Origin of the sequence: Tepidiphilus olei (assembly GCF_006980705.1) — a bacterium.
Lineage (GTDB): Bacteria > Pseudomonadota > Gammaproteobacteria > Burkholderiales > Rhodocyclaceae > Tepidiphilus > Tepidiphilus olei.
This window is the reverse complement of sequence record NZ_SBHO01000007.1, coordinates 40205-51917: the sequence shown is the minus strand read 5'-3', so window position 1 is coordinate 51917 and position 11713 is coordinate 40205. Positions and strand designations below refer to the sequence as shown.

14 protein-coding genes are annotated in these 11713 nt (G+C 68.6%); 1 reads left to right on the top strand and 13 read right to left on the bottom strand.

Features of this window, described 5'->3' with window-relative positions; translation table 11 throughout:
* Window positions 1–25: 25 nt before the first annotated feature.
* Complete coding sequence (locus EPD80_RS08435; RefSeq protein ID WP_142811044.1) at window positions 26–613, top strand: 5-formyltetrahydrofolate cyclo-ligase; 588 nt, start codon at window positions 26–28, stop codon at window positions 611–613.
* On the opposite strand, the gene ilvA is transcribed toward EPD80_RS08435, so the two are convergent.
* The 13 genes from ilvA to EPD80_RS08370 are packed head-to-tail and all read right to left on the bottom strand — an operon-like array spanning window position 586 to window position 11712.
* Complete coding sequence (ilvA, locus tag EPD80_RS08430) at window positions 586–2118, bottom strand: threonine ammonia-lyase, biosynthetic (protein ID WP_142811042.1); 1533 nt, start codon at window positions 2116–2118, stop codon at window positions 586–588. The genes EPD80_RS08435 and ilvA overlap by 28 nt on opposite strands.
* The gene (hprK, locus tag EPD80_RS08425; protein WP_142811040.1) at window positions 2105–3067 is read right to left on the bottom strand and encodes an HPr(Ser) kinase/phosphatase; all 963 of its coding nucleotides are present in this window, start codon (window positions 3065–3067) and stop codon (window positions 2105–2107) included. The genes ilvA and hprK overlap by 14 nt, the downstream gene beginning before the upstream one ends.
* Before the next feature lie 9 nt (window positions 3068–3076).
* Window positions 3077–3529 carry a PTS sugar transporter subunit IIA gene (locus EPD80_RS08420; RefSeq protein ID WP_142811038.1) on the bottom strand — a complete coding sequence of 151 codons (453 nt, stop codon included), beginning with the start codon at window positions 3527–3529 and terminating at the stop codon, window positions 3077–3079.
* 55 nt (window positions 3530–3584) lie between these two features.
* Entirely contained in the window at window positions 3585–3908 is a 324-nt protein-coding gene (gene hpf / locus EPD80_RS08415; RefSeq protein ID WP_142803826.1) for a ribosome hibernation-promoting factor, HPF/YfiA family, read from the bottom strand.
* A gap of 21 nt (window positions 3909–3929) precedes the next feature.
* Entirely contained in the window at window positions 3930–5435 is a 1506-nt protein-coding gene (locus tag EPD80_RS08410) for an RNA polymerase factor sigma-54 (protein WP_142811036.1), read from the bottom strand.
* A gap of 2 nt (window positions 5436–5437) precedes the next feature.
* Window positions 5438–6160 carry an LPS export ABC transporter ATP-binding protein gene (lptB, locus tag EPD80_RS08405; protein ID WP_142803824.1) on the bottom strand — a complete coding sequence of 241 codons (723 nt, stop codon included), beginning with the start codon at window positions 6158–6160 and terminating at the stop codon, window positions 5438–5440.
* Between the two features lie 7 nt (window positions 6161–6167).
* The gene (gene recX, locus EPD80_RS08400; protein WP_221928919.1) at window positions 6168–6650 is read right to left on the bottom strand and encodes a recombination regulator RecX; all 483 of its coding nucleotides are present in this window, start codon (window positions 6648–6650) and stop codon (window positions 6168–6170) included.
* Window positions 6651–6659: 9 nt separating this feature from the next.
* Window positions 6660–7727 (bottom strand): recombinase RecA, encoded by a 1068-nt coding sequence (gene recA / locus EPD80_RS08395; protein ID WP_142803823.1) that lies wholly within the window; start codon window positions 7725–7727, stop codon window positions 6660–6662.
* A 59-nt stretch (window positions 7728–7786) separates the two neighbouring features.
* Window positions 7787–8287, bottom strand: a complete 501-nt coding sequence (locus tag EPD80_RS08390; RefSeq protein ID WP_449342970.1) for a CinA family protein — start codon at window positions 8285–8287, stop codon at window positions 7787–7789.
* A complete protein-coding gene (locus tag EPD80_RS08385) occupies window positions 8287–8790 on the bottom strand; it encodes a phosphatidylglycerophosphatase A family protein (protein WP_142811034.1) in 504 nt (167 codons plus the stop codon). The genes EPD80_RS08390 and EPD80_RS08385 overlap by 1 nt, the downstream gene beginning before the upstream one ends.
* A gap of 11 nt (window positions 8791–8801) precedes the next feature.
* A complete protein-coding gene (gene thiL / locus EPD80_RS08380; RefSeq protein ID WP_390613089.1) occupies window positions 8802–9794 on the bottom strand; it encodes a thiamine-phosphate kinase in 993 nt (330 codons plus the stop codon).
* A complete protein-coding gene (gene cobD, locus EPD80_RS08375; protein WP_142811029.1) occupies window positions 9788–10798 on the bottom strand; it encodes a threonine-phosphate decarboxylase CobD in 1011 nt (336 codons plus the stop codon). The genes thiL and cobD overlap by 7 nt, the downstream gene beginning before the upstream one ends.
* On the bottom strand, window positions 10795–11712 hold the full coding sequence (locus EPD80_RS08370) for a CobD/CbiB family cobalamin biosynthesis protein (RefSeq protein ID WP_142811027.1): 918 nt from the start codon (window positions 11710–11712) through the stop codon (window positions 10795–10797). The genes cobD and EPD80_RS08370 overlap by 4 nt, the downstream gene beginning before the upstream one ends.
* Between the last annotated feature and the right edge of the window lies 1 nt (window position 11713).

Genomic DNA, 11713 nt, shown 5'->3' with positions numbered 1-11713 from the left:
TGAATCGGAGATCGAAGGGTGGGGAATGAATCGGGTGGAAATGCGGCGATCGGCCTTGGCGCGGCGGGAGGCGATCTCGCCCGAAGTGCGCCGACGCTGGGACGATCTGATCTGGCGGGCGGTAGCCGGACTGCTCGAGTCTTTGCCTGAAGAGGGGGGCTGGGTCGGGGGGTTCTGGGCGGTGCGGACGGAACCGGACGTGCTCGCGTCGCTGTGGGGGTGGGCGGAAGGGCGCGGTATCGGGGTGGCCCTGCCGGTGGCGCTACGCAAGGCGGCGCCGCTCGTTTTCCGGCCGTGGTCGCCCGGTTCGCCCATGACGCGCGACCTCTTCGGGCTGCCGGTTCCGGCGGGAGAAGAGCACGTGTGGCCGGTGGTGTTGCTGGTGCCGCTCGTGGCGTTCGACGCGGCGGGTTATCGCATCGGCTACGGGGGCGGGTTCTACGATCGTACCCTTGCAGCGTATCGCGCGGCAGGGCGCCCCGTGACGGCGATCGGGGTGGGGTATGAATGCACGCGCGTGCCCGACACCCACCCCGAGGCGCACGATGTGCCGATGGACTGGATCGTGACCGAGGCGGGGGTGTTTCAGCCGGCGGCGAGGAAGAGGGAATAGGCGGGGTTGTTCGTTTCCTCGACGTATTCGTAGCCGAGCTTGGTGAGGAACTGGGCGAATTCTTCGTCTTCTTCCGGTGGAACCTGCATGCCGACGAGGACGCGGCCGAAGTCAGCGCCGTGGTTGCGGTAGTGGAAGAGGCTGATGTTCCAGTCCGAGCGCAACTGGGCAAGGAAGTTGGCGAGCGCGCCGGGGCGTTCGGGGAAGATGAAGCGCAAGAGCCGTTCGTGGCGCACGTGCGGGGCGCGTCCGCCGACCATGTAGCGGATGTGGGATTTGGCCAGTTCGTCGTCGGTGAGGTCGATCGCCGGCAGACCCTCTGCCTGTAGTTGGGTGACGAGTTTCTCGACTTCGCTGCGGTCGTGGATGCCGACGCCGACGAAGATGTGCGCTTCCTCGGGATCCGAATAGCGGTAGTTGAACTCGGTGACGTTGCGCTTGCCCAGGAGCGTGATGAATCGGCGAAACGCGCCGGGGCGCTCGGGGATGGTGACGGCGAGCACGGCTTCGCGCCGTTCTCCGAGCTCGGCGCGCTCGGCGATGAAGCGCAGGCGGTCGAAGTTCATGTTGGCGCCGGAGGCGATGGCGACCAGCGTCTTGTCCTTGAGCTCCATTTTTTGGGCGTAGGACTTGAGGCCGGCGAGGGCTTGTGCTCCGGCCGGTTCGAGAATGGCGCGGGTGTCTTCGAAGACGTCCTTGATGGCGGCGCAGATCTCGTCGTTGCTCACCACGATCATGTCGTCGAGGTAGCGCTGGCACAGGCGGAAGGTTTCGTCGCCCACGCGCTTGACGGCGGTGCCGTCGGCGAAGAGTCCGACTTGGGCGAGTTCGACCGGCTCGCCCCGGGCGAGCGACTGGGTCATGGCGTCCGAGCCTTCGGCCTCGACGCCGATGATGCGGATCTCGGGGCGCAGGCGCTTGAGATAGACGGCGATGCCGGCGATCAGCCCTCCGCCGCCCACGGCGCAGAAGACGGCGTCGATCGGTTTGGGGTGCTGGCGCAGGAGTTCCATGGCGATGGTGCCCTGGCCGGCGATCACGTCGGGATCGTCGAAGGGGTGGATGAAGACGAGCCCTTCCTCTTCTTCGAGGGTGCGGGCGTAGGCGTAGGCATCGGAGAAGGATTCGCCGTAGAGCACGACTTCGGCGCCGCGGCTGCGCACGGCTTCGACTTTGATGAGCGGGGTGGTGGTGGGCATGACGATGACGGCGCGCGCGCCCAGTTTCTGGGCGGAGAGTGCCACGCCCTGGGCGTGGTTGCCGGCCGAGGCGCAGATGACGCCGCGCGCGAGCGCCTCCGGCGGGAGCTTGGCGATCTTGTTGTAGGCGCCGCGCAGCTTGAAGCTGAAGACGGGTTGCAGATCCTCGCGCTTGATGAGCACTCGGTTGCCGAGGCGCCGGGACAGCGTGGGGGCGGGGTCGAGCGGCGTTTCGACGGCGACGTCGTAGACCTGGGCGGTGAGGATGCGTTCGAGGTAATCGCAGGAAGAGTCAGAGGTTTCCATGGGAGTCGGTTTCGGTTGGGTTCTGCTGGGCCAGCAGCGCATTGTGACGGTCGATGAATTCGCGGGTGGAGTCGATGCCGCGCAGCCGCAGGATGGTGGCACGCACGGCGGCTTCGAGTAGCACGGCGAGATTGCGCCCGGCGGCCACCGGCAGCGTGGTCTTGGGAATGGGCACGCCGAGGATTTCTTCGGTGACCTGCTCCATCTCCAGGCGCGGCGGCGGCGGTTCGCCCGGTAGCACCCGGCGCAAGTGGACGATGAGGCGAAGCCGCATGCGCCGGCGCAGGGCGGTTTCGCCGAAAATGGTGCGGATGTCGAGCAACCCCAGCCCCCGCACTTCGAGGTAATTCTGCAGCAGCGGCGGACAGCGGCCTTCGAGCACGGTGGGGGTGAGGCGGGCGAATTCGACCATGTCGTCGGCCACCAGCCCGTGGCCGCGGGAGATGAGCTCGAGCGCGAGCTCGGATTTGCCGGTGCCGGGGTCGCCTGTGATGAAGACGCCGAGGCCGAGCACGTCCATGAGCACGCCGTGGCGCGTCTCGCGCTCGGCGAGCACGCGCGAGAGGTGGTGTCGCAGGCGGTCGATGACTTCGGCCGAGGGGCGCTCGGTGGTGAAGAGTGCCACGTCGTGCGTGCGGCATAGGGCTACGAGGATGGGCGGGGGGGTGCAGCCGTCGGCGACGATGAGAGCGGGGGGTTTGGCGGTGAAGATTTCTTCGAGGTGGCGGGCGATGCGCTTTTGTCCGAGGCGTCGCGCCCAGGTCATCTCGGCGGCGCCGATGATCTGGACGCGCCCCGGGTGGATGAGGTTGAGGTGGCCGACGAGGTCGGCCGGCCATAGGCGCTCGTCGAGGACGGCGAGGGTGCGTTCGAGCGAGCCGGTGACGTGGGTGAGGTGCAGTTCGGGGTCGATCGCCTCGATGACGGCACGCAGCGAGGTCTCTCTCATCTCGCGGGTTCAGCCATCGGCGCCGGTCAGCAGACCAAGGGCGGATTCCGGATCGGAAACGGTCATGAGCGCCTGACGTACGTCCGGGTCGCTGAAACGTTCGGCGAGCTGGGAGAGGATTTGCAAGTGTTCTTCGGTGGCCTGCTCGGGCACGAGGAGGACGAACATGAACCGTACGGGACGACCGTCGCAGGCGTCGAAAGGCACGGGGGTGGCGAGCCGCACGAAGGCGCCACGGGGGGCAGCTAGACCTTTGAGTCGGCCGTGCGGGATGGCTACGCCCTCGCCGATGCCGGTCGAACCCAGCCGTTCGCGCTCGGCGAGCGCCGCCTGTACCTTGGCCGGGTCGAGCCCGTCGCGTGCGAAGAGCAGGGCGGCGGCTCCCAGGGCCTGCTGCTTGTCGGCGGCGGGGAGGTCGAGGGCGATGTGCTCGACGTCGAGAAGGCTGGCGATGAGGTTCATGGCCGAGTCGAGGGTGAGGGCACCAGGGTGGCGGCTGGGGCCACCCCAGGGACGGTCACTCGCCTTGAGCGGCCGGGGCGGCCGGCTGGTGGTGGTTGGTGACGATTTCTTTGTGCTTGCGCACTTGACGGTCGAGTTTGTCGATCATCGCGTCGATGGCGGCGTAGAGGTCGGCCGGATCGGTGGCTTCGGCGAAGAAGTCTTTGCCCTTGACGTGTACGGTGACTTCGGCCTTGTGGGTGTTGCGCTCGACGCGCAGGATGATCTGCGCCGAGGTGGCGTGGTCGAAGTGCCGCAGCACCCGTTCGACTTTTTCCGTGACATAGTCGTGCAGCGCGGGGGTGACTTCGACGTGATGGCCGGTGATGGTGAAGTTCATCGCACACTCCTGTGGTGGTGATTACAAGGCTTTGCGCCGGTTCGCCGGCGGGATTTGCATCTGCTCGCGGTATTTTGCCACGGTTCGGCGGGCGATGGGGATACCTTCTGCCGCAAGTAGCTCGGCGAGGCGGGTGTCCGACAGCGGTTTCGTCCGGTTTTCACCTTCGATCAGGGCTCGCAGCCGGGCCTTGATGGCGGTGGCCGAGGCGATTTCACCATCTTCACCGGCGATGCCGCCGCCGAAGAAGTGGCGGAATTCGAAGACGCCCCGTGGACACTGCAGGTATTTGCCCTGAGTGACGCGGGAGATGGTGGATTCGTGCAGTTCGAGCGCTTCGGCGAGCGTGCGCAGGGTGAGCGGCTTCATGGCGGCTTCGCCGTGCTCGAAGAAGTCTTGCTGGCGCTCGACGATTTCCTGGGCGACGCGCAGGATGGTGTGGTTGCGTTGTTCGAGTTGTCGGATTAGGATCTTTGCTGCGGCGAGATGCTCACGCAGGGCTTCGGTGCCGTCGCGCCGCTCGCCGAGGATCTGGGCGTAGCGCTGGTTGAGGGTGAGCCGGGGGGCGACGGCCGGGTTGAGTTCGACCTGCCAGCGACCGTCGCGCCGGCGCACGATCACGTCGGGAATGACGTAGGGGGGTGGTTCGCCGCCGATGCGGCTGCCCGGGTGGGGGTCGAGCGTAGCGATGAGGGCGAGCGCCTCGCGCAGCAGGGCGTCGTCGCAGGCGTAGCGGCGCTTGAGTATGGCATAGTCCTTACGGCCGAGGAGCTCGAGCGCTTCGCTCACCAGCCGCTCGGCCAGGCGCCGCGCCGGCGTGTCGGGGCGCTCGCGCAGCTGCAGCCGCAGGCATTCGCCGAGGTCGCGCGCACCGACCCCGGGTGGGTCGAAGCTTTGGATGAGCTTGAGGGCGATTTCCAGGTCTTCACGGCCGACTTCGAGCTCGGGCGGGATGCTGGCGAGCAGTTCGTCGAGGTCTTCGTGCAGATAGCCGTCGTCGTCGAGGGCTTCGATCATGAAGGCGACGAGGGCCCGGTCGCGTTCGGCGAGCGGCGTGAGCGCGGCCTGTTCGTGCAGGTAGTGGTGTAGATCGGTGGCAGCGGCGTGCCACTCGGTGAAGTCGGATGCTTCGTCGTCGTCGCGCGCGGGGCGGGCATCCTGCCACAGGAGCTCGTCGTCGAAGGCTTCGGTGTCGTTGGCGCTCGTTTGTTCTTCGGGCGCGGGCTGGAGGGTGTCTTCGGTGTGCTCGTGCGCTTCGCCGGGCGACTCCGCGCTGGGACGCTCGAGGAGTTGCGCCTGCCAGTCGTCGGATTCATCGCCTTCGTTGGTTGCGATGGGAAGCGTTTCTTCGGGGGATTCTTCGTCGGTCTCCGCCACTTCGAGGAGGGGGTTCGCCTGCAGGGCTTCTTCGAGGGTCTGCTGCAGTTCGACGGCCGACAGCGTCAGGAGCTTGAGCGCCTGCGCCATCTGCGGGGAGAGGGCGAGCGTGGCGCTGGCACGAAGGTGCAGGCGGGGCTCGAGGCTCATGGCTACAGGCGGAAATGTTCGCCGAGATAGACGCGGCGCACGTGCGGGTCGTCGATGATCTCCTCGGGGCGGCCCGAGGCGATGACCCGGCCGTCGGCGAGGATGGAGGCGCGGTTGCAGATGCCGAGCGTTTCACGCACGTTGTGGTCGGTGATGAGTACGCTGATGCCGCGCTCTTGCAGGAACCGCACGATGCGCTGGATCTCGATCACGGCGATGGGATCGACGCCGGCGAAGGGTTCGTCGAGCAGGATGATCTTCGGGTCGGTGGCGAGCGCCCGGGCGATTTCGAGGCGGCGCCGTTCGCCGCCGGAGAGCGACACCGAGGGCTGATCGGCCAGATGCGCGATTCCGAGTTCGGCGAGCAGTTCGTCTTCTTTCTGCCGAATCTCCTCTTTGGGTAGCCCCCGCAGTTCGAGTACGGCACGCACGTTTTCCCGCACCGACAGGCGGCGGAAGATGCTCGCTTCCTGCGGCAGGTAAGAGAGGCCATGCCGGGCGCGGCGGTGGATGGGCTCGTGGGTGACGTCCTGACCGTCGAGCTCGATCTTGCCGTCGTCGGCGCGCACGAGCCCGACGATCATGTAGAAACAGGTGGTCTTGCCCGCCCCGTTGGGACCGAGCAGCCCCACGATCTCGCCGGCTTCGACGGTGAGATCGACCGAGGCGACGACGGTGCGTTTGCCGTAGGTTTTGCGCAGGCGTTCGACGTGCAGCAGCGACATGGAGGACTCAGGGTTCGGTGTCAGGGAAAGGTTCGGTGAAGTCTTCGGGCGGGTCGCGCAGCAGCCGGGTGACGAGGGACGGGGAGAATCCGCGGCCGGCGAGAAATCGTGCCTGCCGGGCCCATTCCCTGGCGTCGGCGGGCGGCGTGCCGAAGCGTTTGCGCCACAGGGCGGCGGCGCGCTCGGCTTCGCTCGATTCGGCTTCCAGCGCGTCGAGGACGTCGTCGATGAGGGCGTCGTCCAGCCCGCGCTCGCGCAGCCGCAGCTCCAGAAGGCGCCGGCCGCTGCGCTCGGCCCGGGCGGCGACGAAGGCGCGGGCGCAGCGCTCGTCGGACAGGAGTCCCGTGCGCTCGAGGCGGGCGAGCGCCTCTGCGATTTCCTCGGGCGTGCCGTGGGGGGCGAGCTTGCGCGCGAGCTCGGCGCGGCTGTGTTCGCGGCGCGCGAGCAGCCGCAGCGCTCTTTGCCACACGCTCGGCCCGCTCATCGCCATGACGTAGGCTTATTCGGCCGCCGGAGCGGCAAGGGCGGATTCGCTCGGGGCGGCGCTGGGCGCGGCGGATGCGATCTCGGGCAGCGGGGGCAAGCCCACCTTGGCCCGGATCTGATTCTCGATGCGCCGCGCGAGCTCGGGGCGCTGGCGCAGGAATTCGCGCGCGTTGTCCTTGCCCTGACCGATCTTCTCGCCCTCGTAGGCGTACCAGGAGCCGGATTTGTCGATGAGCTTGTGCTCCACGCCCAGGTCGATGATCTCGCCCTCACGCGAGATGCCCTCGCCGTAGAGGATGTCGAACATCGCTTCGCGGAAGGGCGGGGCGACCTTGTTCTTGACGACCTTGACGCGGGTCTCGGAGCCGACGACCTCGTCGGCTTTCTTGATCGTGCCGGTCTTGCGGATGTCGAGCCGCACCGAGGAATAGAACTTGAGCGCGTTGCCGCCGGTGGTGGTTTCCGGGTTGCCGAACATGACGCCGATCTTCATGCGGATCTGGTTGATGAAGATGACGAGCGTGTTGGTCTTGTTGATGCTGGCGGTGAGCTTTCTCAGCGCCTGGCTCATGAGCCGCGCTTGCAGGCCGGGGAGCGAGTCGCCCATTTCCCCCTCGATCTCGGCTTTGGGGGTGAGTGCGGCCACCGAGTCGATCACCACGATGTCGACCCCGCCCGAGCGCACCAGCATGTCGGCGATCTCGAGCGCCTGCTCGCCGGTGTCGGGTTGCGACACGAGGAGATCGTCGATATCGACGCCCAGCTTCTTCGCATACTGTACGTCGAGGGCGTGTTCGGCATCGATGAAGGCGGCCACGCCGCCGAGTTTCTGCATTTCGGCGATCACGTGCAGCGTGAGGGTGGTCTTGCCCGAGGATTCGGGGCCGTAGATCTCCACCACCCGCCCGCGCGGCAGCCCGCCGATGCCCAGCGCGATGTCCAGCCCGAGCGAGCCGGTGGAGACGGTCTGGATGTCGCGTACCACTTGGGCGTCGCCCATGCGCATCACCGAACCTTTGCCGAACTGTTTGTCGATCTGCGCGAGCGCCGCCTGCAGCGCCTTGAGTTTGTTGTCGTCCATCGAAAATTCCTTGGCTGGCAAGTACGAAAACGCTTCGACCGATTATGGCACAGGATGGTTCAGGGGTGGCACAGGGCGATGGCACCGGAGAGCGCCGTGCGCACGGCCTGGGCGCGCACGGCGATGCGGTCGCCGGCGAAGTGGCGCCGTTCGCTGCGTACCCGCGGCCGGGTCCGATCCCAGGCCCAGCCGAAACAGACGGTACCCACGGGCTTGTCCGGCGTGCCGCCGTCGGGCCCGGCGATACCGGTAATGGACAAGGCCAGCTCGGCCTGGCTGTGCGTGAGTGCACCGAGCGCCATTTCGCGCGCCACGGCTTCCGACACGGCCCCGTGGCGTTCGAGGGTGAGGGGGTCGACGCCGAGCACTTCGATCTTGGCGGCATTGGCGTAGGTGACGAAACCGCGTTCGAACCAGCCGGAGCTGCCGGCGATCGCCGTGATCGCTTCGGCGACGGCCCCGCCGGTACAGGATTCGGCGGTGGCGAGCATCCAGCCGCGGGCGGCAAGCAGCATGCCCAACTCCCGGGCGAGCCGTCCCAGCGGATCTTCGGGGTGGATCACGCGCCTTCTCCCAGGAAGTGCACCGCAAGGGCGAGCACGAGCAGTACGTAGCCGGCGGCGGCCAGATCGTCGATCATGATGCCCAAGCCACCGCGGAAGCGCCGCTCCAGGGTGGCGATGGGTTCGGGTTTGGCGATGTCGAACAGGCGAAAGAGCGCCACGCCCGCCGCCTGCCAGGCAAGCCCCGGCGGGCAGAAGAAGAGTACGAGCCAGACGGCGATCATCTCGTCCCAGACCACGGCGCCGGGATCCTTGGTGCCCAGCGCCTTGGCCGTACGGTCACAGGCGATGACGCCGGCAAGGAAAAAGGAGGCGAGCAGCAGCAGGAAGAGCCCCTCGGAGACCGGGGCGCGCAGCAGGGGGTAGAGCGCCCAGGCAAGGAGCGAACCGACCGTGCCCGGAGCCCGGGGAGAGAGACCCGCCCCGAATCCGAGCGCGATGAAGTGCGCCGGATGCTGGAGGAGGAAGGCGACGGAGGGGCGTGTGCGCTCGGCGGACATGGGCGCTCCTTTCATGGGCGGAAATGATCATAGCCCAAAACTTCGGGCAGGGTACGCCGCTCATCGGGCTCGATGAGCACGATGGGCGGTTGCTCCGTTGATACGATCCGCCCGATGCGGGAAAGCGGCAGGTCGAGTTCCCTGCCGAGAAGGATGATTCGGTCGCGTGATCCCGGCGCGGCGGTGAAGAGGAGTTCGTAGTCGTCGCCACCGGCGAGCAAAGCGGCTCGTGCCCGCTCCGGCGGCGCCCCGCCGGCGATGAGCGGGGCGAGCGGCAGTCTGGCCACCTCGATCTCGGCAGTGAGGAGGGGCGGTGCCGAGCGTTCGAGGAGGTGCCGGAGGTCGCCGAGCAATCCGTCCGAGACGTCGAGCATCGCGTGCGCGAGGCGCCGCAAGCGGCGTCCCAAGGCAAGGCGCGGTTCGGGACGATCGAGCGCGGCGAGCCATTCACCGGCGCCGGGCAGGTTCGGCGAGAGTTCCCCGAATCGCACGGCGAGCCCCAGGGCAGCGCGTCCGGGTCGCCCGCTCACCCAGACGTCGTCCCCTTCGCGCACGCCGCTGCGCAATATCGCCTCGCCCGCCGGTACCCGTCCGAGCGCCGTGATCGTGAGCGCCCGTGGGCCGCGGGTGGTGTCTCCACCGATGAGCCGGGCGCCGTGCCGCCGGGCGCAGGCGAAGAGCCCGCGGGCGAAGGCCGTGAGCCAGGCTTCATCGGCCTCGGGCAGGGTGAGGGCGAGGAGGAACCCCGTGGGGACGGCGCCCATGGCCGCCAGATCGGAGAGGTTCACCGCCAGCGCTTTCCAGCCGAGCGCCTCCGGATCGGTTCCGGCCAGGAAGTGCCGACCCTCGATGAGGGTGTCGCAGGTGATCGCTGTCTCCCAGCCGCTTTTCTCGACGAGCAGCGCCGCGTCGTCGCCAATGCCCAGCCGCAGCCAGGACGGGGTGGGTTCGTGCGCGGCGGGATCGGCGAAGAACTGCTCGATCAGGGCGAATTCGTTCATGATGAAATCCTTGGAGTCTCGGCGATCGCCTCGAAGAGCGCCGCCCGCAGCCGCTCTGACTGGGCCGCGTCGGCGGGTAGCCCGAAGCGCAACCCCGGCGGGTCGTCGAAACGGCGCACGAGGATGCCGTGGCGCTCGAGGGCGGCGGCGAGCGTCGGTGCCCGCGGCGTCTCGACCCAGACGAAGAGCGAGGTGCGGCCGCCCACCCTGAGACCGGATTCTTCCAGCATCGTCGCCAAGGCAAGCGAGGCGGCGGCCAGGCGCGCGCGCTGCCGTTCCTGCCAGGCGGAGTCGGCGAGCGCGAGCCGGGCCGCCCAGCGCGCCGGATGGCTCACCGCCCACGGGTCGAGCAAGGCGGCGAGGCGCTCGCGCAGCGGTTCGGGGGCGAAGACCAGGCCGAAGCGCAGACCCGCAAGCCCCCAGAATTTGCCCAGCGAACGCAAGACGACGAGGCCGGGAGAGCCGGTCTCGACCACGAGGCTGCCCGCCTCGCCCGGTTCGAGGAAGGCTTCGTCCACGATCAGCCAACCGCCGCGCCCGGCGAGACGCCGATGCCATGCGTGCAGCTTCCAGGCGGGAAAGCGCGCTCCGGTGGGATTGTTCGGGTGTACGAGCACCAGCGCGTCGACTTCGTCGAGCCGTGCATCGATCTCATCGGCGGAGGGGGCGCAGCGCAAGACGGCGTGGGTGCGCCAGGCATGGGCGTGCTCGCCGTAGCTGGGATGCGGCACCAGCACGCGGCGCACTTCGGGCAAGAGGGCCGGCAGGCGGGAAATGGCCGCTTGGGTGCCGGGTACCGCCAGGGCGGGGCGGCCGAAGACGGCATGCACGAGTTCATCGAGCCCGTCGTCCTCTTCCGGTAGACGCCGCCAGACTTCCTCGGGGACCGGCGGCAGGGGGTAGGACCAGGGGCTGATGCCGGTGGAGAGGTCGAGCCAGCACTCGGGCGGCAGGCCGTGGCGACGCGCCGCCTCGCGCAGGCGCCCGCCGTGTACCGGTCGGCTCATCGCGCACCTCCCGCCAGGGTGAGGAGTGCGAGCAGGAGCAGCCAGCCCCAGACGGCCCGTTCGACGAGTTCCATGGCGGTGGCCACGCTGGCCGCGCCCGGCGCGGGACCTTCGCCGAGCAGGGGGCGCTCGTGCCGCGTTCCGCCATAAGAAGCCGTTCCGCCCAGAGTGACGCCCAGCGCGCCGGCGCCGCTCGCCATCACCGGGCCGGCGTTGGGGCTCTCCCACTGCGGGGCCTGGCGGCGCCAGCACCGCAACGCCGCCGCCGTGCGTCCGCCCAAGGCATAGAGGAGCGCCGTGACCCGTGCGCTCGGCCAGCCGAGCGCGTCGTCGATACGGGCGGCGCACTTGCCGAAACGCTCGTAGCGCGGCGTGCGATAGCCCCACATGGCATCGAGCGTATTGGCCAGGCGATGCAGTACCACGCCGGGCGCGCCGAGCAGCGCGAACCACACCAGCGGGGCGAGCACGGCGTCGTGGCCGTTTTCCAGCGCCGATTCCGTGGCAGCGCGCGCCACCTCTTCGCCCGTCATTGCCGCCGTGTCCCGGCTCACGAGGAAGGCCACCCGCGCCCGGGCGGTGGGCAGATCTGCTGCGGCGAGCGCGTCGCGCACCGGTTCGAGGTGCTCGCGCAGGCTGCGTGCCCCGAGGGCGAGCGCCAGGCAGCCGACCGCGAGCGCGTTTTCGACGAAGGGATGCACCCGTCCCAAAGCGGCGACCAGTCCCACCCAGGGTAGCACCGCCAGTGCCCAGGCGAGCATTCCTGCGCCCACGCCCTCGCCGAGGTGCCGGCGCACGAGGCGTTCCAGGGCGCTGGCCCAGCGGCCGAAGCCGACGAGGGGGTGCCAGCGCGGCGGCTCGCCGAAGAGGCGATCGAGCGCGAGGGCGAGCACGGTGGCCAGAAGAATGGACATG

Coding starts and splice junctions, on each gene's coding strand:
- EPD80_RS08420 (WP_142811038.1), bottom strand. CDS start 3,529: ATGAACCTCATCGCCAGCCTTCTCGACGTCGAGCACATCGCCCTCGAC.
- EPD80_RS08385 (WP_142811034.1), bottom strand. CDS start 8,790: ATGTCCGCCGAGCGCACACGCCCCTCCGTCGCCTTCCTCCTCCAGCAT.
- ilvA (WP_142811042.1), bottom strand. CDS start 2,118: ATGGAAACCTCTGACTCTTCCTGCGATTACCTCGAACGCATCCTCACC.
- hpf (WP_142803826.1), bottom strand. CDS start 3,908: ATGAACTTCACCATCACCGGCCATCACGTCGAAGTCACCCCCGCGCTG.
- EPD80_RS08435 (WP_142811044.1), top strand. CDS start 26: ATGAATCGGGTGGAAATGCGGCGATCGGCCTTGGCGCGGCGGGAGGCG.
- recA (WP_142803823.1), bottom strand. CDS start 7,727: ATGGACGACAACAAACTCAAGGCGCTGCAGGCGGCGCTCGCGCAGATC.
- lptB (WP_142803824.1), bottom strand. CDS start 6,160: ATGTCGCTGCTGCACGTCGAACGCCTGCGCAAAACCTACGGCAAACGC.
- EPD80_RS08370 (WP_142811027.1), bottom strand. CDS start 11,712: ATGTCCATTCTTCTGGCCACCGTGCTCGCCCTCGCGCTCGATCGCCTC.
- recX (WP_221928919.1), bottom strand. CDS start 6,650: ATGGCGATGAGCGGGCCGAGCGTGTGGCAAAGAGCGCTGCGGCTGCTC.
- EPD80_RS08410 (WP_142811036.1), bottom strand. CDS start 5,435: ATGAGCCTCGAGCCCCGCCTGCACCTTCGTGCCAGCGCCACGCTCGCC.
- hprK (WP_142811040.1), bottom strand. CDS start 3,067: ATGAGAGAGACCTCGCTGCGTGCCGTCATCGAGGCGATCGACCCCGAA.
- cobD (WP_142811029.1), bottom strand. CDS start 10,798: ATGAGCCGACCGGTACACGGCGGGCGCCTGCGCGAGGCGGCGCGTCGC.